The organism is Pseudomonas sp. GL-B-19, from assembly GCF_019956415.1.
GTDB lineage: Bacteria > Pseudomonadota > Gammaproteobacteria > Pseudomonadales > Pseudomonadaceae > Aquipseudomonas.
This window is the reverse complement of record NZ_JAHBDK010000097.1, coordinates 91797-109223: the sequence shown is the minus strand read 5'-3', so window position 1 is coordinate 109223 and position 17427 is coordinate 91797. Positions and strand designations below refer to the sequence as shown.

Annotated in this window: 16 protein-coding genes; 3 read left to right on the top strand and 13 right to left on the bottom strand. The window is 62.6% G+C overall.

Annotated elements, in window-relative coordinates; translation table 11 throughout:
- Window positions 1-5: 5 nt before the first annotated feature.
- The 6 genes from KGB06_RS28440 to KGB06_RS28415 are packed head-to-tail and all read right to left on the bottom strand — an operon-like array spanning window position 6 to window position 5377.
- A complete protein-coding gene (locus KGB06_RS28440) occupies window positions 6-758 on the bottom strand; it encodes an enoyl-CoA hydratase family protein (RefSeq protein ID WP_223521686.1) in 753 nt (250 codons plus the stop codon).
- Window positions 755-1867 carry an NAD(P)H-dependent flavin oxidoreductase gene (locus KGB06_RS28435; protein WP_223521684.1) on the bottom strand — a complete coding sequence of 371 codons (1113 nt, stop codon included), beginning with the start codon at window positions 1865-1867 and terminating at the stop codon, window positions 755-757. The genes KGB06_RS28440 and KGB06_RS28435 overlap by 4 nt, the downstream gene beginning before the upstream one ends.
- Window positions 1864-2772, bottom strand: a complete 909-nt coding sequence (locus tag KGB06_RS28430; protein WP_223521682.1) for an enoyl-CoA hydratase — start codon at window positions 2770-2772, stop codon at window positions 1864-1866. Before KGB06_RS28430 ends, KGB06_RS28435 begins: the two co-directional genes overlap by 4 nt.
- 16 nt (window positions 2773-2788) lie before the next feature.
- The gene (locus tag KGB06_RS28425; protein ID WP_223521676.1) at window positions 2789-3586 is read right to left on the bottom strand and encodes a CoA-transferase subunit beta; all 798 of its coding nucleotides are present in this window, start codon (window positions 3584-3586) and stop codon (window positions 2789-2791) included.
- 12 nt (window positions 3587-3598) lie between these two features.
- Window positions 3599-4474: a CoA transferase subunit A gene (locus KGB06_RS28420; protein WP_223521675.1), complete on the bottom strand. Its 876-nt coding sequence runs from the start codon at window positions 4472-4474 to the stop codon at window positions 3599-3601.
- Window positions 4475-4486: 12 nt separating this feature from the next.
- Window positions 4487-5377 carry a VOC family protein gene (locus KGB06_RS28415; RefSeq protein ID WP_223521674.1) on the bottom strand — a complete coding sequence of 297 codons (891 nt, stop codon included), beginning with the start codon at window positions 5375-5377 and terminating at the stop codon, window positions 4487-4489.
- A 265-nt stretch (window positions 5378-5642) separates the two neighbouring features.
- Between KGB06_RS28415 and KGB06_RS28410 the strand changes: the two genes are divergently transcribed.
- Both KGB06_RS28410 and KGB06_RS28405 read left to right on the top strand, forming a co-directional pair.
- On the top strand, window positions 5643-6815 hold the full coding sequence (locus KGB06_RS28410) for an acyl-CoA dehydrogenase family protein (RefSeq protein ID WP_223521670.1): 1173 nt from the start codon (window positions 5643-5645) through the stop codon (window positions 6813-6815).
- Window positions 6812-8005: an acyl-CoA dehydrogenase family protein gene (locus tag KGB06_RS28405; RefSeq protein WP_223521668.1), complete on the top strand. Its 1194-nt coding sequence runs from the start codon at window positions 6812-6814 to the stop codon at window positions 8003-8005. The genes KGB06_RS28410 and KGB06_RS28405 overlap by 4 nt, the downstream gene beginning before the upstream one ends.
- Before the next feature lie 312 nt (window positions 8006-8317).
- Here the strand turns inward: KGB06_RS28405 and KGB06_RS28400 are convergent, their stop codons facing one another.
- From KGB06_RS28400 to KGB06_RS28390, 3 genes are read right to left on the bottom strand one after another with little or no spacing between them, the layout of a single operon-like run.
- Window positions 8318-8953, bottom strand: coding sequence for a nuclear transport factor 2 family protein (locus KGB06_RS28400; RefSeq protein WP_223521666.1), 636 nt, complete (start codon window positions 8951-8953; stop codon window positions 8318-8320).
- Complete coding sequence (locus KGB06_RS28395) at window positions 8953-9726, bottom strand: SDR family NAD(P)-dependent oxidoreductase (protein ID WP_223521664.1); 774 nt, start codon at window positions 9724-9726, stop codon at window positions 8953-8955. Before KGB06_RS28395 ends, KGB06_RS28400 begins: the two co-directional genes overlap by 1 nt.
- A gap of 14 nt (window positions 9727-9740) precedes the next feature.
- Window positions 9741-10475, bottom strand: coding sequence for an SDR family NAD(P)-dependent oxidoreductase (locus KGB06_RS28390; protein WP_223521662.1), 735 nt, complete (start codon window positions 10473-10475; stop codon window positions 9741-9743).
- 274 nt (window positions 10476-10749) lie between these two features.
- On the opposite strand from KGB06_RS28390, the gene KGB06_RS28385 reads away from it, so the two are divergent.
- Complete coding sequence (locus KGB06_RS28385; protein WP_223521660.1) at window positions 10750-11583, top strand: alpha/beta fold hydrolase; 834 nt, start codon at window positions 10750-10752, stop codon at window positions 11581-11583.
- 93 nt (window positions 11584-11676) lie between these two features.
- Here the strand turns inward: KGB06_RS28385 and KGB06_RS28380 are convergent, their stop codons facing one another.
- From KGB06_RS28380 to KGB06_RS28365, 4 genes are all read right to left on the bottom strand, one after another.
- Entirely contained in the window at window positions 11677-12906 is a 1230-nt protein-coding gene (locus KGB06_RS28380; RefSeq protein WP_223521657.1) for an NADH:flavin oxidoreductase, read from the bottom strand.
- A 74-nt stretch (window positions 12907-12980) separates the two neighbouring features.
- A complete protein-coding gene (locus tag KGB06_RS28375; protein WP_223521655.1) occupies window positions 12981-14627 on the bottom strand; it encodes a DUF1302 domain-containing protein in 1647 nt (548 codons plus the stop codon).
- Between the two features lie 94 nt (window positions 14628-14721).
- Window positions 14722-16338, bottom strand: coding sequence for a FadD3 family acyl-CoA ligase (locus tag KGB06_RS28370; protein ID WP_223521654.1), 1617 nt, complete (start codon window positions 16336-16338; stop codon window positions 14722-14724).
- Between the two features lie 31 nt (window positions 16339-16369).
- Window positions 16370-17392 carry a ferredoxin--NADP reductase gene (locus tag KGB06_RS28365; RefSeq protein WP_223521652.1) on the bottom strand — a complete coding sequence of 341 codons (1023 nt, stop codon included), beginning with the start codon at window positions 17390-17392 and terminating at the stop codon, window positions 16370-16372.
- Between the last annotated feature and the right edge of the window lie 35 nt (window positions 17393-17427).

Below are 17427 nucleotides of genomic sequence, written 5' to 3'. Positions count from 1 at the left end.
TTATCTCAGAACTTGGCGTCGCGTTTTTCGACGAAGGCCCGGCGCGTTTCCGCGGAGTCCGGGCTGCTGTAGGCCTGCATGGTGAAGCCCTGTTCCCAGCGGTATTTATCTTCCAGGTTGCCGTCTTCGATGCCGTTCAAGGCTTCCTTGGCGATGCGGATCATCCCCGGGCTTTTTTCGGCAATTTTTGCCGCGATGCCGAGGGCGGTTTCGCGCAACTGGTCCTTGCTGACGATCCGCTCGATAAAGCCGTATTGCAGAGCTTCGGGGGCACCGATGCTGTCGCCGGTAAAGAACAGGTAGCGGACTTTTTGCACCGGGAACAGGCGCTGCAGATGCGCACCGCCACCCATGGCGCCGCGGTCGACTTCCGGCAGGGCGAAGGTCGCACATTCGGAGGCGACGACAATGTCCGCCGCCCCGGTGATGCCAATGCCGCCGCCCAGGACAAAACCATGCACTGCGACAATCACCGGCACCGGGTTGCGGTGCACGGCCTTGAAGGTGGCGTAGTTGCCGGCATTGACCTCAACGATCCGCTCCGGGTACTTGTCCAGTTCCTTGATGTCGACCCCGGCGCAAAAGCCCCGGCCTTCGGCGCGGATCACAATCACCCGCACCTCAGGATTGGCCCCAAGGGCTTCGATCTGTTGCGCCAGGGCCTGCCATTCCTGGCTGTCGAGGGCGTTGACCGGTGGTTTGGCGATCACCAATTCAGCGATCCCCTGATTGAGTTGTGTCGTGAATGCCTGGTTCAAAGGGGTTCTCCAATGCTGGCTGGATGGTTCGAGGGGCGGGTCTGGCTGCGTGCCAGGAGCGTGTCCAGGCATTGCTGGGCCTCGCTGGCGATGCCTTCGATGACTTCACGGCAACTGAGCAACTCGCCGATGGCGGCCGCGACCTGGCCACTGGGCAGGATGCCCTCGTCCGGGGCGCCATCGACCATAGAGCGTTGCAACAGCACCGGCTGGTTGGCCGCCATCACCACTTGCGACAGTGCCGAAGGGTCTTCACGCAACGCCCGGAAAAAGACTGAAGCCATGTGACCAAGGCTCATGCCGGTCTGCTGTTTCCACTGCCAGGCGCTGCCCAGGGCAATACGCAGCCGCCCGAAGGAGCCCGCCTGCTCCAGGTGGTTAATGAAACGGTTTTCGATCATGCGGTGGCGCATGCCATCCACCGCCGTGGTCACACGCACCTGCTGCGGATCGTTGACCTTCAGGTAGCGTTCGAGAGTCGCAGCCGGAGTCGGCGATTCGCGGGTCATGAGAAACCGCGTGCCCATGGCGATGCCGGCGCCACCGGCAGCCAGCACCGAGGCCAGGCCACGACCGGTGGCGAACCCACCGGCCGCGATCACCGGCACCCTGACCGCCGCCAGTACTTGGGGCAGCAGGATCGAACTGGGCACGCCGCCGGTATGGCCGCCGCCCTCGCCACCCTGAATAGTGATCAGATCGGCACCCAGTTCCACCGCCTTCAGGGCATGTTTCAAGGCGCCGACGGTGGGGATGCACAGCACGTTCGCCGCCTTGAAGCGTGCGATGGTCTGTTTGTCCGGGCCGCGTCCGTAGCTCACGGCGCGCAAGCGGTACTCGATCGCCAGGTCGACGCACTGCGCGGCGTTGTCTTGGAACATATGGAAATTGAGCCCGAAGTTGCTGCCGCCGGTGGCGTCGATCACCTTGCGGATTTCGCCTTCCAGTTCATCGGCCGGGATGGTCGCCCCGGCCAGGAAACCGAAGCCCCCGGCCTGGGTCGTGGCGATTACCAGGTTGGCGTCGGCGACCCAGCCCATGGCGGTTTGCACAATCGGGTAACGGCAACCCAGGGCCTCAGTCAATGGCGTATCCAGCCAGCGGTTCATTGGCTTTTGTCCTCGGCCTGCTTGTTGGCCCGGGCCATGCCCTTGGCGTCGAAGCCGCCCAGTTTGTCGCCGGACAACAGCTCGTTATGGGCATGGGCAAAGTGGTGCCAGGCGAACACCGCATCCATCGCCGTGCGCTTGCCTTGCAGGTCTTCGACGTGGTTGATCGCCTGCTTGGTCAGGGCCAGGCCCATGCGTGGCTGGCGGGCGATGCCGGCGGCCAGGGTATAGGTCGCCGACTCCAGTTCTTCACGTGTCACCAGGCGGTTGACCATGCCCACTTGCCAGGCCCGGTTGGCGCTCATTCGGTCGCCGGTGAAGAGGAATTCCTTGGCGATGCGCGGGTTCATTTCATAGGGATGGGCAAAATACTCCACCCCCGGAATGCCCATGCGTACCACCGGATCCTGGAAGAATGCGTCGTCGCTGGCGACGATCAAATCGCAGACCCAGGCCAGCATCAGCCCGCCCGCTACACACGCGCCATGGACCATGGCGATGGTCGGCTTGGGCAGTTCCCGCCAGCGCCGGCACATGCCCAGGTACACCTCCTGCTCGCGGGCATACAGCTGCTCGCCACCGGGTTTGTTGGTGTGGTCCCACCACAGGTGCGCGCGCTCGAACGGTTTGTCGATATCGCGCCCGGGCGTGCCAATATCGTGGCCAGCCGAGAAGTGTTTGCCGTTACCCCGCAGGACGATGACCTTGACGCTGTCATCGTTGACCGCCTGGCGAAAGGCGGCGTCCAGGGCGTAGGTCATCTGCGAGTTTTGAGCGTTGTTGAAGGTCGGCCGGTTCAGCGTCAGCGTGGCAATACCCTCGGCCACGATGTACAGCACCGGGGTGTCCGTCTCGTAGACGGCGTTGTCCTGGCGGACGATGAATTCACTGTCGCTGCTGTGCATGGTCGCTGTCCTTGCCTCAGGCCGTACGGATGCCGGGCGGATTGCCCTTGATCGCCGTGGCGCGGTAATCGTGGGGGTCGAGTCGACGGATCAGCGCCAACTGTTCTTGAGTGGGGTGCGCGGTCTCATGCAACTGCGCCGACTTGAGCAACGGGAAGCCGGTGTTGTCCTGGACCTGCTCGAAACTCACGCCGGGGTGCAACGAGCGCACCTGCACCGCACGTTCCGGGCCATTGAAATCGAGGACACAGAGGTCGCTGACCACGCAATGGATGTCCATCAAGTCGCGGCGCGCACCCTCGGGCCAGCGCTCGGCCTTGAAACCCACACCGGAGACCATGTCCACTTCGCCGCTGACGAACACCCGGGTGTTATGGCTGGGCACGAAGAACGAGTTGAGGTGGTTGATGCTGTTGCCTGGCAGGCCGCGCACACCGAGGATCGCCGTCCTGGGCTTTTGATAGTCGCCGACGCAGGACAAGTTGGTCTGGCCCCAGCGGTCGATCTGGGTCGGGCCGATCATCGCGTGACGGCGCCCGCCCCACACGCATTCGAAGACCCGCTCGAACGACATGTAGCCCGAGTAGCGCGGCACGTAGTCGCCACGCGGGCCCAGCGGGATCGGTTCTTCGACCAGGAACGCCTCGCTGTCGGTCATCAACAGTTCCGGGCTGTGGGTCAGTTTGGCCAGACTGGCGCCCAGGCGCGGGATCACGCCCAGGCCCGAGGCAATCACTTCACCATTGCCGCGCCAAGCCTCGGAGGCGGCGACGATCATCAGTTCAGCGAGGGTGAAATCACAGGTTGCAGACATAGTCGCTTATCCTCAGAACACGGGAAGGGGCAAGACGCCCATGGAATCGGCACCGCCGTTCTGTGCCTGATAGGCCTGCTCGCCACCGGCGATGTAGGTCTGCACATAGTCCTGCCAACCGTTTTCCACCTGGCTGCTGGCGACATAGTTTTTCAGGTGCTTGAGGTCCCAGCCGTAGTCGGGGGCGCAGAGCGTCGGGTGCGCACCGAGGGGTGCATGCACCACGCCAGTCACCAGGTAGCGTTCGAAGGTATTGAAGCGGGCCTGATCGGCGCTCAGTTCCAGGCGCTCTTCAAGGCGTTCGCACGAGACAAAGCACTGCTTGGCGGCGCGGGCGAACAGGTGATCGAAATACGGGTCCGGCCCGGTCACCAGGCAGTTGCCCAGGCGGTCGGCGACGTTGACATGCAGGAACGCCACGTCGAGGTTGAGCGCAGGCATTGCCAGCAGCACCTCGCCATCGACATAGGGCGACTGGATGGTCTTGAGTTCCGGGTTCAGGCGCGTCACATCGGTGGCCAAGCCACAACGGGTCGGCAGGAACGGCAAGCGCATGCCGGCGGCGCGCAGGCCCCACTGGAACATACCTTCGTCCAGTTCCATCAGCTCCAGCTCGCCGGCTTCGCGGGCCTTGCGGTAGTAAGGTTCCAGCGGAATGGCATCGAGGGTGGCGAAGCCGAACACCAGCTTCTTGACCTTGCCGGCGGCGCACAGCATGCCCACTTCCGGGCCACCATAGGCAACCACAGTCAGGTCTTTGACTGGCGAGCGCAGGATCTCACGCACGATGGCCATCGGCTTGCGCCGAGGGCCCCAGCCGCCGAAACCGATGGTCATGCCATCGCGCAATTGAGCGACCGCATCGGCCGCTGTCAGTTGTTTGTTCATTTTGATCATTCCTTACTGTTGGCCGACCGAAAAGTCGTGCCCCCAAATGCTCACGCGGGTGAACTCGAACGCCGAATGTTCGGCCCAGTCGACTTGCAAACCGCCAAAGCCGTACTCCAGATCGAAACCGGACGGCGTCTTCATGTAGAAACTGGTCATGCGGTCGTTCAGGTGCTGGCCGAGGGTGGCCGACAGGCTCACGTCATGGGCGTGCAGACGGTCGTGGGCACGACCGACTTCGGTCATCGAATCGACCTCGACCATCACGTGTACGCAACCTGACGGCACCGGGTACTCGGCCAGTGCCAGGCTGTGGTGGCGGGCGTTTTGACAATGCAGGAAGTGAATGCGGATCGGCGGCACCGACGCGTCGGGGCGGAAGTTGAAAATGTCCGACAACTTAAAGCCCAACACATCCTTGGCGAACGCAAGGGTGGCGTCGAAATTTGGCGCTGGCAGCACCGCATGACCCAGGCCCATGTCGCCGGTGATGAAGCGCGGCACACCCTGAGGCGAGACAAACGGCAGGCAATCGGAACGATGGCCCCAGCTCAGTTCATGACAGTTGCCCGACGGGTCGGTGACCTTGATCAGCGCCTGTACACCGCGCTGCTCGATCTCGGCGGCGGAGCCCGGCTGCCATTCAATGCCGGCAGCGCTCAGGTGCTCGAGGGCGGCATTGAATGCCGGCTCGTTGGCCAACTCCCAGCCAGAGGCCAGGTAACGCGCCTCGCTGCCTTCGACGATCAGCATGCGAAACGGACGCTCGTCCATTTTCACGTACAAGCCTCCGCCCGGCGCCGGGTTCACTTGCATGCCCAGCACGTCTTCGGCGTAACGCTGCCAATGGCTGAGGTTTTCGATCTGCGAGACGAAATAGCTCAAACCGCGAATGTCGATCATGCCTTGGTCCTCGTTGGCTGAATGGCTTACGTGGCTGGCATTGTGCTAAGCGCCACCGGGCGCTTCATCGTCCGTTGAGACTAAGCACCCTGTAGGAGCCCGGCTTGCCAGCAAAGGCGATTTCACGGACGCCTTCGCCGGCAAGCCGGGCTCCTACAGGGCGAAGAACGATGACGCGCTGTCCCTAGTCCGTTTTAGTGATTCGAACACCGCTCCCACTCCCTCAGACTTTGCGCATCCATCCGCATTGCAGAGACCGCCCCCCATGGAGTTCGCTTTTACCGAAGAACACCTGATGATTCGCGACAGCGCCGAGCGTTTTCTTGCCCAGGTCAGCGACTCGCATGCCGTGCGCGCCGCCATGAACCGGCCGGACGCTCATGATCCCGAGGTCTGGCAACGGATCGGCCAGGAACTGTACTGGCCGGCGCTGATGGTGCCGGAGCGCTTTGGCGGTATGGGCCTGGGGTTTGTCGAACTGGCGATTCTGCTGGAACAAAGCGGTCGCTATCTGCTGGGTTCGCCGCTGTTCGCCACTGCGTGCCTGGCCACCCCGGCCCTGCTGCTGGGGCACAACGAGCCCATACAGGAGCACTGGCTGGGGGCGATTGCCGCAGGTGAAACCCGTGCCACCCTGGCCTTCGCCAGCGTTCCAGGGCTGGAGGCTTGCAGTGTGCAAGCCGTGGCTGCGCCGCGCTCAGGAGGCTGGACCCTTGACGGCCAATACGCACAGGTCATCGATGGCGCCTCGGCCGACCTGTTGATCGTCGCCGCTCGCGCCCCCGACACTCAGGGCGAACGGGGCATCTGCCTGTTCGTCTTGCCTGGCAATACGCCGGGCGTGGTGCGTACCTCCTTGGCAACCCTGGACCAGACCCGTCGCTTGGCACGCATTGAATTGCATCACGTGCAGGTCAGCGAGGCACAACAACTTTGCGGCCCCGAGCAAGGCTGGGCTGTGCTGCGTGACACCCTGCTGATCGCCGCCATCGGGCTTGCCGCCGAGCAGGCTGGCGGCGCGCAACAGGCCCTGGACCTGACCCTGGCCTACATTGCCGAACGCCGGCAATTCAAACGCACCATCGCCAGCTTCCAGGCGATCAAGCACCGCTGTGCCGACATGATGCTGCAAGTCGAATGCGCCCGGTCGGCGGCCTACTACGCCGCCTGTGTAGCCCAGGAACGTCTGGACCCGAAAGGCGATGCCGCCGTGGCCCAGGAGCTTGAGCAGGCCGCCGCCACGGCAAAGATTCATGCCAGCGAAGCTTTTTTTCACTGCGCCGCCGAGTCGATCCAACTGCATGGCGGCGTCGGGTTTACCTGGGAATACGATCCGCACCTGTACTTCAAACGTGCCCGCGCCGGCGAGCATCTACTGGGCAGCCCGGCGTTGCACCGCGAGCGCCTGGCTAAGCATCTATTGGGAGAACAACCATGAAAATCGGTTTCAGTCGCGCAGATGAAGTGTTCCGCGAAGAAGTCGCCCTGTGGCTGGCCGAGCACCTGAGCAGCGAATTTGCACCACTGCGTTTTCGCGGCGGCCCGGGGGATGAACACAGTTTTCCTGAGGAGCGCAAAGCCTGGGAGCGTCGGCTTGCCGCAGGTGCCTGGATCGGCGTCGGCTGGGCCAGGGAACACGGCGGACGAGGACTCTCCATCAGTCAGCAGGTGATCTTCCATGAGGAATATGCCCGCGCCGGTGGACCCGGGCGCATGGGTCATATCGGCGAAGGCCTGGTCGGCCCGACACTCGCCGCCTTCGGTACCCCGGCCCAGCAAAAGCGCCTGTTGCCCGGCATCCTCGACGGCAGCCAATTCTGGTGCCAGGGCTATTCGGAGCCGGGGGCAGGTTCGGACCTTGCCAACGTACAGACCAGGGCGAAACTGGATGCCACGGGCGAACACTGGCTGATCAGCGGGCAGAAGGTCTGGACCTCCCTGGCTCACGAGGCCGACTGGTGTTTCGTGCTGGCGCGCACCGAGCCCGGCAGCCAGGGACATCACGGCTTGTCGTTCCTTCTGGTGCCGATGGCCCAGGACAGCATCCGCGTGCAACCGATCCAGCAACTGACCGGTACCAGTGAATTCAACGAGGTGTTCTTCGACCAGGCCGTCACGAGTGCCGACAACCTGATCGGCCAACCGGGCGATGGCTGGAAGATCGCCATGGCGCTGCTGGGTTTTGAGCGCGGCGTATCAACACTGGGTCAGCAGATGCAGTTTCACAACGAACTCGACGAAGTCATCCGCATCGCCCGCGCCAACGGCGCCGCGCGCGACCCACTGCTGCGCCAGCGCATCGCCCAGGCCTGGAGCGGGCTCAAGGTGTTGCGCTACAACTCTCTGCGCATGCTCTCGGGCCCGCAAGACGGCAGCCTCAGTCGCGAAGCGATGATCTACAAACTGGCCTGGTCCACTTGGCACAGCGACCTGGGCAAACTGGCCATGGACGTGCTGGGTGATGCTGGAGAAATCCTCGACGCCGCGCCCTACCAGCTCAGCCGCCTGCAGTCGCTGTTCCTGTTCACCCGCTCCGACACCATCTATGGCGGCAGCAATGAAATTCAGCGCAACGTGATTGCCGAGCGGGCACTGGGCATGCCGCGGGAGCCACGAGTCACGAACTAAACCAAAAGCCCTTTGTAGGAACTAATGCTGTTCACTTAAGACGTGGTGGGATGGTGTACATATCCGTTACCGCAGCAATGGATATGTACACCATCAAAAAACATGTCGCCCAACACAAAGCCATCGCGAGCAGGCTCGCTCCCACAAAGGATCGTCTACAGCCGCGAGATTCTGGTTCGCTGGAAGATCCCTATGTGCGCCTGAAGCACCAAACCTAAGTGAACAGCATTACTTTGTGGGAGCGAGCAAGCCCGCTCCCACATTCGTTGGGTGTTGCACAAGGCGGCAATCCTGCACGGGCCGCCCGATTGTTCAGCGCACGCGAATCTTCGGGTCATCCGCCCCACGGCGCAGCGTTTTGAGAAAGCCTTCCAGCGGTGCCGGCTCGGCGATCTGCGGCAAGGCGTCCTTGTCCGGGCGTTGCGCCCAGAATGCATCCCAGGATGGAAAGAGCTCGTGGAAGGAGCCGGCGTACGGCTCGCGCCCTGGCCAGCGTATTTTCAAACCGCCGATCGGTGGTTTGTTCAGGTCGGTCGCGTACCAATAGCACGGCAAGCGGCGACGGAAGCACCAGCGCCCATCGATTCGCTCATAGTCGTCCCAGTACAGCATCTGCATGATTACCCACTCGGGACCGGTCTCATGCTCGTTCTTCGAATAGACCACGCCTGTGGCGTGATCGGCATCGCTGAACTCGATGATGTGTTGCCCCAGGTGATGGGAGGTGCCGTGAAACTGCTTGCGCATGGTTTCGTCCAGCCACACCTTGAGGTGCGCGCGACCGCTTTTGTCGCGGCCCACGCGCACGTCCGGGGCGAAGCAGTTGGCCATGGCATCCATATCACGCATGTCCAGCGCCAGGGCATATTTGCCAGCCAGTTGGCGGATCGCGTCCAGCGACTCCAGTCGGTCAATGCGCGCAAGCAATGCGCTCGGGTCCTGGCTCATCAGTCGAGCACCGTGTACAGATCCGAACCCCGCCCGCCGTCCACCGCCAGGCTGGCGCCGGTGACATACGAAGCCTCGTCGCTGGCCAGAAACAAAATGGCGTTGGCCAGTTCCACCGGCAGGCCGACCCGTTTCATCGGGATCACTTTTTCAGTGTTGGTACGGGTCTTGGCGTCGCCCAGCATGCCGGCTGTAGCAGGAGTGTCGACCACGCCGGGGATGATCACGTTGCAGCGGATGTTGTGCGGTGCTCCTTCGCTGGCCGCCGCCCGGCTGAAGTTGATCACCGCCGCCTTGGCCGCCGAGTAACCGGCCATCCAGGCTGTGCCGAACAGGCCGCAGATCGAAGCGATATTGACGATCGAACCACCGCCCTGCTCTTTCATCAACTGCATCGCGGTACGGGTGCCCCAGAAGGTGCCGTCCACCGTAGTAGCGAAATTGGCGTGCCAGTCTGAGGTGGTCATCGTGTCGATACCGCCCCAGGTGTAGGCCATTGCGTTGTTGACCAGAATGTCCAGACGTCCGTGGCGTTGCGCAGTAGCTTGAAGTGCGCCGACGTAGGCCTGTTCATCGCTGACATCGGCCACGGCGATCTCGGCCTGCCCACCCTGGGTCCGGATTTTTTCCTGCACGCCTTGCAGCGGCTCAATGCGTCGGCCACACAGCACCACCGTGGCGCCCTCCTCGGCGAATCGTAGCGCGGTGGCTTCGCCGATGCCGGAACCGGCGCCGGTAACAAAGGCGATTTTTCCTTGTAAACGCTTACTCATGGGTGTCTCCCTGATCAGATAAAGGCCATGCCACCGTTGACGGCGATGTTCTGCCCAGTCATGAAACTGGCGTCTTCGCTGGCCAGAAACACCGCGACCCTGGCGATCTCGTCGGTCTCGCACATACGGCCCAAGGGCACGTTTTTCAGCAGCGTTTGCATGTAGTCATCAGGGATGCCGGCCATCATCGGGGTGTTGGTCGGCCCCGGCACCAGGGTGTTGACACGTATGCCGCTGGCCGCCAGTTCACGGGCAATCGAACGGGTCAGGCCCATCACCCCGGCTTTCGAGGCGCAGTAGTGGCTTGGGCCGTCGCCGGTCAGCGCGGCGGTGCTGGAGAGGTTGATGATCGCGCCCTTGCGACCACCCTTGACCATCAGTTTGGCGCCTTCGCGGCAGCACAGGAAGGTGCCGCCCAGGTTCACGCCGATCACCCGCGCCCAGCTCTCATCCGGGGTTTCGAGGAAACTGTCCAGCGCGCCCACGCCGGCGTTGTTGACCAGGATGTCGAGGCCGCCGAAGTGCTGCTCGGCCTGCCCCATGGCATCGGCCACGGAGGCACCATCACCGACATTACAGGCGAGAGCCAGTACCTTGTCACCCAAATCTGCCAGGCTCTCGGCCAGGGCTGCCTGATTCAGGTCGACAGCCACCACCTTGGCGCCTTCGGCGACAAAACCACGCACGATGGCCTGGCCCATGCCCTGCGCGGCGCCGGTCACAAAGGCCACTTTATTGAGTAACTTCATAGCAATCTCCGAATGTGCAAATACGCTGCAGCCCGCTGCCCTTGCAGTGGAGCCGTCCCGTGCATGATTAGCGGTAAGCGCCAGGGCAGACATCGTCCGATGGGACTACCGCCGCGTGGTCTGAACGGACGATGTGAATAACCCGATCAGAGCCCAGCATTCACATTGCGCGCACCACGCCAGTCGCTGCGTTTCCCTTCAAGTCGCTGCATTCAATCTGCTGCAGCGCCTGACGCGGCTGTGCTTCATGAATCCGCAGACAATGGAGAACCCCATGAATCAACCCGTAGACTTGCCCCTGCCCGTCGGCCATTACGCGACCCTGCCAAACGGCTTGCGTCTGCACTATCTGGATGAGGGCGCAGGCCCCGTGGTGCTGTGGCTGCACGGCAGCGGGCCGGGCGCCAGTGGCTTCAGCAACTTCAAGGGCAACTACCCGCAATTCGTCGCCGCGGGCTATCGCAACATCGTGCTTGACCTCCCAGGTTTCGGCCGCTCGGACAAACCCGAGGACGTCCAGTACAACCTGGATTTCTTCGTCGACTGCGTGGCGGCGTTCCTGGAGTGCATCGGTGTGCGGCGTTGCACGCTGCTGGGTAATTCGTTGGGTGGCGCGATCGCCCTCGGCCTGGCCTTGCGTCTGCCGCAACTGCCACAGAGCCTGATCCTGCTGGCTCCGGGCGGTGTCGAGGAACGGGAAACCTACTTCAAGATGGAAGGCATCGTGCGCATGGTCAGCCTGTTCAGCGCTGGCCCCATTGGAATGGAGGAGATGCGCAGCATGATGCGCCTGCAGCTATTCGATGATTCGATTCTGCCGGAAAGCCTGTTGCAAGAACGCGTGGCGGTGGCAGTGACCCAGCCCAAGAACCTGTTCAGCACCATGATGGTCCCGAATATGCAAGCGCGCCTGGGTGAGATCCAGTGCCCGATCCTGGGCTTCTGGGGTACCAACGATCACTTCAACCCGATCAGTGGCGCCCAGCGCATCATCGACGGCGCGCCCAATGCCCGGTTCATCGTGCTCAACCGTTGCGGGCATTGGGTCCAGGTGGAACACCGCGAACTGTTCAACCGCAGCTGCATCGACTTCCTGCAACACGGTTGATCCGGGCGACGCGGTGTACCTGCTGCACCGCGTTATCGTTCTTCGCCGGCAAGCCTGGCTCCTACAAAGGAACCAGGCGCTGCGGTGTATCTGTCACCCCGCCGCCGGCTGGCGGTTCAATTCGGCGTCGCCGGGCTGGCCCAGTACGCAAGAGGTGCCACCGGGGGTGTACATCATTGCCACGCAACGGTTACAGGCAGTGCAGATCGAGTCGCGACTGGCGCCACTGGCGAGTTTGTTGACGTAGTCATTTTCAGCCAGCAACACCCGCCCCATCGCGACCAGGTCAAAGCCCTCGGCCATGATCTGTTCGATACTCGCCAGGCTCTTGGCGCCGCCCAGATAAGCCAGCGGCATCTTTACCGCCGCCCGCACCTTGCGCGCATGTTCCAGCAGATACAGCTCACGGAATTCCACGGTCGGCTCTTTGCGACGCTGGATAGCCATCGCCAGGGCGATGATCTTGTTCTTCTGCTGCACGCGGTTTTCCTTGGGGAAGGAAGAACCGAACATGGTGGTGATCGATTCGGCGTTCATCCCGGCGCTGAGCACCAGCAAGTGCGCGCCCTCTTCTTCCAGCATGCGGGCGATCTGTGCCCCGTCTTCGGCGCTGTTACCGGCGCGTACGCCTTCGGTGATGCTGTATTTGCAGATCACCGCCATTTCCTCGCCCACCGCATCGAGCACCGCGCGCAGCACCCGGCGCGGAAAACGCAGGCGGTTTTCCAGGCTGCCGCCGTACTGGTCGCGACGCTTGTTGTACATCGGCGAAATGAACTGGCTCAGCAAGTAGCCGTGGCCCATGTGGATTTCCACGGCATCGAAACCCGCCTGGCGTGCCAGGCGCGCGCCTTGGGCGAAATCGCGCACCACTTGTTGCATGTCGGCTTCGTTCATCGCCTGCTTGAGGAACATGCCGCTCATCAGGCCGATCTTGTTGAAGCCACCGCTGGCCGACAGCGGACGTTTGGTCGAGCGCTCGCGAATAAAGGTAAAGCAGCCGCCGTGGGTGATCTGCGCGCTGGCCAGGCCACCGGCCTGGTGCACGGCGTCGGTCAAGGCCTTGAAGTGCGGCACGCTGGATTCAGCGAGGATCAACTGGTTGGGCAAGGTGCGGCCATCGCTGCTCACCGCGCAATAAGCCACGGTGGTCAGGGCGGTGCCACCAGCGGCCAAGGCCGAGTGCAGCTTGACCAGTTGTTTGGAAGGCACGCCCTGGGCGCTCATGCCTTCGTTGGTGGCGGCCTTGATAAAACGGTTTTTCAGAGTCAGTGGGCCAATCTCGACGGGACTGAACGGTGATGGGGTTGAACGAGGATTCATGACAGGCCTCTCTTTATTGTTATCAGGCTACAAACGAAGGACTGCGTCGCCACATCGCGACACAGCGATGATCATCAGAAGGTGTATTTGGCGTTGAATGACAGGTAATCGCGGTCAGCCAGCAAGCGACCCTGGGCGACATCCGGCGAGCTCAAGTAGGCGATATAGGTCATGCCGACCTGGAGGTTCCCCAGGTACTTGAAGTCGCCACCCACGGTCAGGCGCTTCTCGTCGCGGCCCAAGCCCTGATAGGCGCTGCCGTCGACATTCTGCGTCCATACCACCTTGGTGCTCAGGTCCAGGCCGTTGGTGATGGACGGGTAGTCCATGTAGGCGCCAATGCCCAGCAGGGTCGAGCCACGGGTCTGGGTCTTCGACTCGAACGTGTCGAAGGTGCCATCCACGCCGGCGCCGCCGCCGGTGATCGTCAGGCTGTCCACCCCGTCGATGTGTTGATGCACCACTTCGCCCATGAAGGTGGTCTGCTGGGCGAGCAGGCTTGGGCCCAGGATGTACATGGCGTTGAGGTTGCCTTGCCAGATCTGCCCGGTGGTCGGCGCGCCGTTGTTCAGGTAGACCGAGGAGCCATCGCGGTAGCTCAGGTCACCGGCGTACTGCACCGAGTCGCCGACCTTGGAGCTGAAGCTGATCCCGGTCAGCTTGACGTCTTCGAAATAACCCAGGCGATAGGTCGGCGCAGTTCCGTCATGACCAATGCCCTTGAGCGACGAGTATTGGGTGGTGCCAGTAAAGTCGAAGAACAATGAGCCGATGCGCTCGTTATAGCGGTAATGGAACAGCCCCACTTCGGTGTTCTCGGTGATTCGGTAGCGCACGCCCAGACCCCATTGGCCGCTGTCGCTGGCGTCTTTTTCACCGGCATAACCGACCGCCAGGCCATTGGGCAGGCTGTCGACTACCCCGCTGCCCAGACGAAAGAACTCGGCACCGGGACCGAAGGTATCGCTGCCGAAGTAATCGCCCACAGGGTTGAGCTGAGTCTTTTCCCACTCGTACTGGTAATAGCCCACCAGCGCCAGGTTTTCATTCAGCGACCACGACCCGGACACCTGCCCTACCGGCAGGTACGAGTCCTTGGCCTCGGTACCCGGAACGTTGAACTTGGTCGCGTCCACCGGGGCCTGGCCCTGGCTGATGTTAGGCCAGAACAGGCTCTCGCCCCAGGCCACCAGATGCCGTCCGGCCTTGAGCGACAGGTACTGGGTCTCGCCGACATCGAAGTTGCCATACACATAGGCATCGAGCAGTCGCGCCATGCTGCCACTGAGCCTGCGGGTTTCGTCGCTGAAGCCATCGTTGTGTCCGGTCTTGTTCACCGTCTGCGGCGAGTCGTTGGCGTTTTTCTGGTTGTAGACATCGTCGTAGAACTGACTGCCGCGCAACACCGCGCCAAGGTTGTCGTGCCTGAGCTGCAACTCGCCGAACAGGCTCAGGCGGTTGTTGATCAACGAGCCGCGCTTGAAGTTGCGCGTGCCGTCGTCGTTGTTCGGGTCGTTGAGGTATTGACTGGCCTGCTTGGCCGTACGCATGGATGCGGTGTAGTTGACCGTCAGCGACGAATCCAGGGTGGTGTCTTCCCCCAGTTCGAGGGTCGGCGCAGCGCTGGCCGTCGCACTGATGAAGGTAATGGCCGTTGCCAACAGGCAGCGACCATCGATCGGGCTCCCCGGACGGCGCGTAACCAGGTTTCGAGTGAACATGCTCCTCTCCTTTTTGTTGTTGTTTGCTGGTGTCGCCGCAGCATGAAAAAAAAAGCTCCCCTGCACATCGTCCGTTTGGTGAGATGGCTGCGCGTCATGCCTGAACGCTGTTGGCCACCACCGCGCGCAATTCGTTCTTCGCCACCTTGCTCGACGGATTCAATGGCAAGGCGTTGAAGAAGCGCACCTGGCGCGGCACTTTGTAATTGGCCATTTGCTCTCGGCTCCAGGCGATCAGTTGCGCCTCGTCGAGTTCTCTACCTTCGCGCAGGACCACGCAGGCACACCCGACCTCGCCCATGCGCTCATCGGCGATGCCGACCACCGCCACCTGGGCAATGGCCGGGTGCCTGATCAGCGCTGCTTCGATTTCCGCCGGGTAACAGTTGAAACCGCCGACGATGAACATGTCCTTCAGGCGGTCGGTGATGATCAGGTTGCCCGCCTCGTCCAGGCGCCCGACATCGCCGGTGTGCAGCCAGCCTTCGGCGTCGATGGCTTCGCGGGTCGCTTCGGGGTTCTGGAAATAGCCCTGCATGATGTGAAAGCCACGCAGGCAGATCTCACCGGTTTGCTCTGGGTCCAGTGCCTGGTTTTGCGGATCGCGGATGCTCACTTCGGTGCCGGCAATCGGCCGCCCGCTGGTGCCGGCGATCACCTGCGCCGAATCTTGTGGGTCACAGATCGTCGCCAGTCCGCCGCATTCGGTCAGGCCGTAGGCGGTGGTCACCACGGCAAACCCCAACTCGTTGCGCATGCGCTCGATCAGGCTCGGCGGGATACTCGCCGAACCGGTCACCGCGATGCGCAGGCTCGACAGGTCGGTCTGCTTGAGCTGCGGATGGGCCAGCAGCGAAAGGTACAGGGTCGGCGCACCGGGCAAGACGCTGATGCGCTCACGGGCGATGCGCTGGAACACTTGTTCTGCGTCGAACACCGCATGGGGCAGGATGGTCGCTCCGGCGATCAGGCAGGTCAGCCAGCCAGCCTTGTAGCCAAAGGCATGAAAGAACGGGTTAACGATCAGGTAACGGTCGCCCGGCACCAGGCCGATGACCTTGACGTATTCGGTGAAGGCTCGCAGGTTCTGTCCATGGCCGCTCATCACGCCCTTGGGTTTGCCGGTGGTGCCAGAGGTGAACAGCAGGTCGCACATCGACTCGGGGTCGACCGCCAATGCACGGCGCCTGGCGCTGTCGGCATCGATGGTCGCCGCGCCACTCAGGAACTGTGCAAGCGTCAGGTCCGACGGCAGCGCAGGCGTGTCACCATCGACAATCACCAGGTGTTCGAGGCTCGCAGGCCGATGGGGCGCGAGCAGCGCCGGGTAGTCGACGTCGAGAAACCGCTGCTGGACAAACAACAGCCGACAGCCGCTGCGTTCCAGCACATCGGCGGCTTCCTGACCCTTCATACGCGTGTTGATCGGCACCAGCACCGCACCGGCACACTGAATACCCAGCGCTGCGAGGATCCAGTCACCACTGTTCGGCGCCCAGATACCGACCCGGTCACCGGCCTGGATCCCCAGGGCCATCAAGCCCCGGGCAAAAGCCATGACGCGCTCGGGCAGATCGGCGTAGTCGATGCACTGGCCGTCTTCCTCGATGGCCGTGCGCCCGGCAAAACGTTCGGCACTGCTAAAGACCAACTGGGCAAGGGTCAAAGGGGCTGCGCTCAGCGGCGCAACAAAGTTCAGGCTCTGATTCATTGTGTGCTCTGGCTTGGCATCATTGAGGGCTTCATTCCGGAAAGCGGATACGCAGTTGCGCGCTGGTGGGCACCGCCTGACAGGCAAGAATCCAGCCTTCGGCCAGGTCGCCTGCGTCCAGTGCATCGTTGTGCAGCAGTTCGACATCGCCGCTTTCCAGGGTGCACATGCACGAAGCGCAGCCACCGACCCGACAGGCGCTGGGTGGCTTGAGGCCAGCCCGCTCCATGGCGGCCAGCACGGTCTCGCCGCTGTCGCAGGCCAGCAGGTGGTCCTCGCCATCCAGGCGCACCGCCAACTGCGCGGCCACTGCCGCTTCGCTGCTGGTCACCAACGGCAGTTCGCCTTCGCCGGGCAGCGAGACGAAACGCTCGACATGCACTCGGCGATCCGGCATGCCCAGACTCTTGAGCGCGCTGACACTCGCGTCCATGAATGGGCCCGGACCACAAATGAATGCCTGGGCATCGATAAACGGCCGCGCCAGTTCGGCCAGCTGTCCGACGCTCGGGATGCCCTGCACCGAATCGAGCCAATGGACGATTTGCAGGCGTTGCGGATGAGCGCTTGCCAGGTGTCTGAGTTCATCCTTGAAAATAACCGAGGACTCATCGCGGTTGGCATAGATCAACAGGACCCGGCCTGTTCCGGCGAGCAACGCCGAACGCAGGATCGACAGCACCGGGGTCACGCCACTGCCGCCGCCGAACAGCAGCAAGTCGCCGTCATGGCTGCGCGGCACAAACACCCCGGCCGGTGGCAGCACCTCCAGGGTCTGGCCGGCTTGCAATTCGCCGCACAGCCAGTTCGAGGCGCGTCCCTCGTGCACACGTTTGACCGTTACCCGCAACGGCTCATCCAGCAATGGCGTGCTGGACAATGAATAACAACGGGGCAGCCAGCCGTCCTCGAAAGGCACTCGCAAGGTCAGGAACTGGCCGGGTTGATAGCGAAAACGTTCGCCCAGATGCTCCGGCACGTCGAACACCAGGGAGCGCGCATCGGCGGTTTCCTCGATCACTCGCGCCACGCGCAGGGCAAAATAATTGTTCATAGGTCAGATACTCATGACCACCTGCCCGTGAATCA

What these genes read in the sequence shown, in the direction of transcription:
- KGB06_RS28435 (WP_223521684.1), bottom strand. Translation starts at nt 1,867, where the DNA reads ATGAACCGCTGGCTGGATACGCCATTGACTGAGGCCCTGGGTTGCCGT.
- KGB06_RS28430 (WP_223521682.1), bottom strand. Translation starts at nt 2,772, where the DNA reads ATGCACAGCAGCGACAGTGAATTCATCGTCCGCCAGGACAACGCCGTC.
- KGB06_RS28425 (WP_223521676.1), bottom strand. Translation starts at nt 3,586, where the DNA reads ATGTCTGCAACCTGTGATTTCACCCTCGCTGAACTGATGATCGTCGCC.
- KGB06_RS28420 (WP_223521675.1), bottom strand. Translation starts at nt 4,474, where the DNA reads ATGAACAAACAACTGACAGCGGCCGATGCGGTCGCTCAATTGCGCGAT.
- KGB06_RS28415 (WP_223521674.1), bottom strand. Translation starts at nt 5,377, where the DNA reads ATGATCGACATTCGCGGTTTGAGCTATTTCGTCTCGCAGATCGAAAAC.
- KGB06_RS28410 (WP_223521670.1), top strand. Translation starts at nt 5,643, where the DNA reads ATGGAGTTCGCTTTTACCGAAGAACACCTGATGATTCGCGACAGCGCC.
- KGB06_RS28405 (WP_223521668.1), top strand. Translation starts at nt 6,812, where the DNA reads ATGAAAATCGGTTTCAGTCGCGCAGATGAAGTGTTCCGCGAAGAAGTC.
- KGB06_RS28400 (WP_223521666.1), bottom strand. Translation starts at nt 8,953, where the DNA reads ATGAGCCAGGACCCGAGCGCATTGCTTGCGCGCATTGACCGACTGGAG.
- KGB06_RS28395 (WP_223521664.1), bottom strand. Translation starts at nt 9,726, where the DNA reads ATGAGTAAGCGTTTACAAGGAAAAATCGCCTTTGTTACCGGCGCCGGT.
- KGB06_RS28390 (WP_223521662.1), bottom strand. Translation starts at nt 10,475, where the DNA reads ATGAAGTTACTCAATAAAGTGGCCTTTGTGACCGGCGCCGCGCAGGGC.
- KGB06_RS28385 (WP_223521660.1), top strand. Translation starts at nt 10,750, where the DNA reads ATGAATCAACCCGTAGACTTGCCCCTGCCCGTCGGCCATTACGCGACC.
- KGB06_RS28380 (WP_223521657.1), bottom strand. Translation starts at nt 12,906, where the DNA reads ATGAATCCTCGTTCAACCCCATCACCGTTCAGTCCCGTCGAGATTGGC.
- KGB06_RS28375 (WP_223521655.1), bottom strand. Translation starts at nt 14,627, where the DNA reads ATGTTCACTCGAAACCTGGTTACGCGCCGTCCGGGGAGCCCGATCGAT.
- KGB06_RS28370 (WP_223521654.1), bottom strand. Translation starts at nt 16,338, where the DNA reads ATGAATCAGAGCCTGAACTTTGTTGCGCCGCTGAGCGCAGCCCCTTTG.
- KGB06_RS28365 (WP_223521652.1), bottom strand. Translation starts at nt 17,392, where the DNA reads ATGAACAATTATTTTGCCCTGCGCGTGGCGCGAGTGATCGAGGAAACC.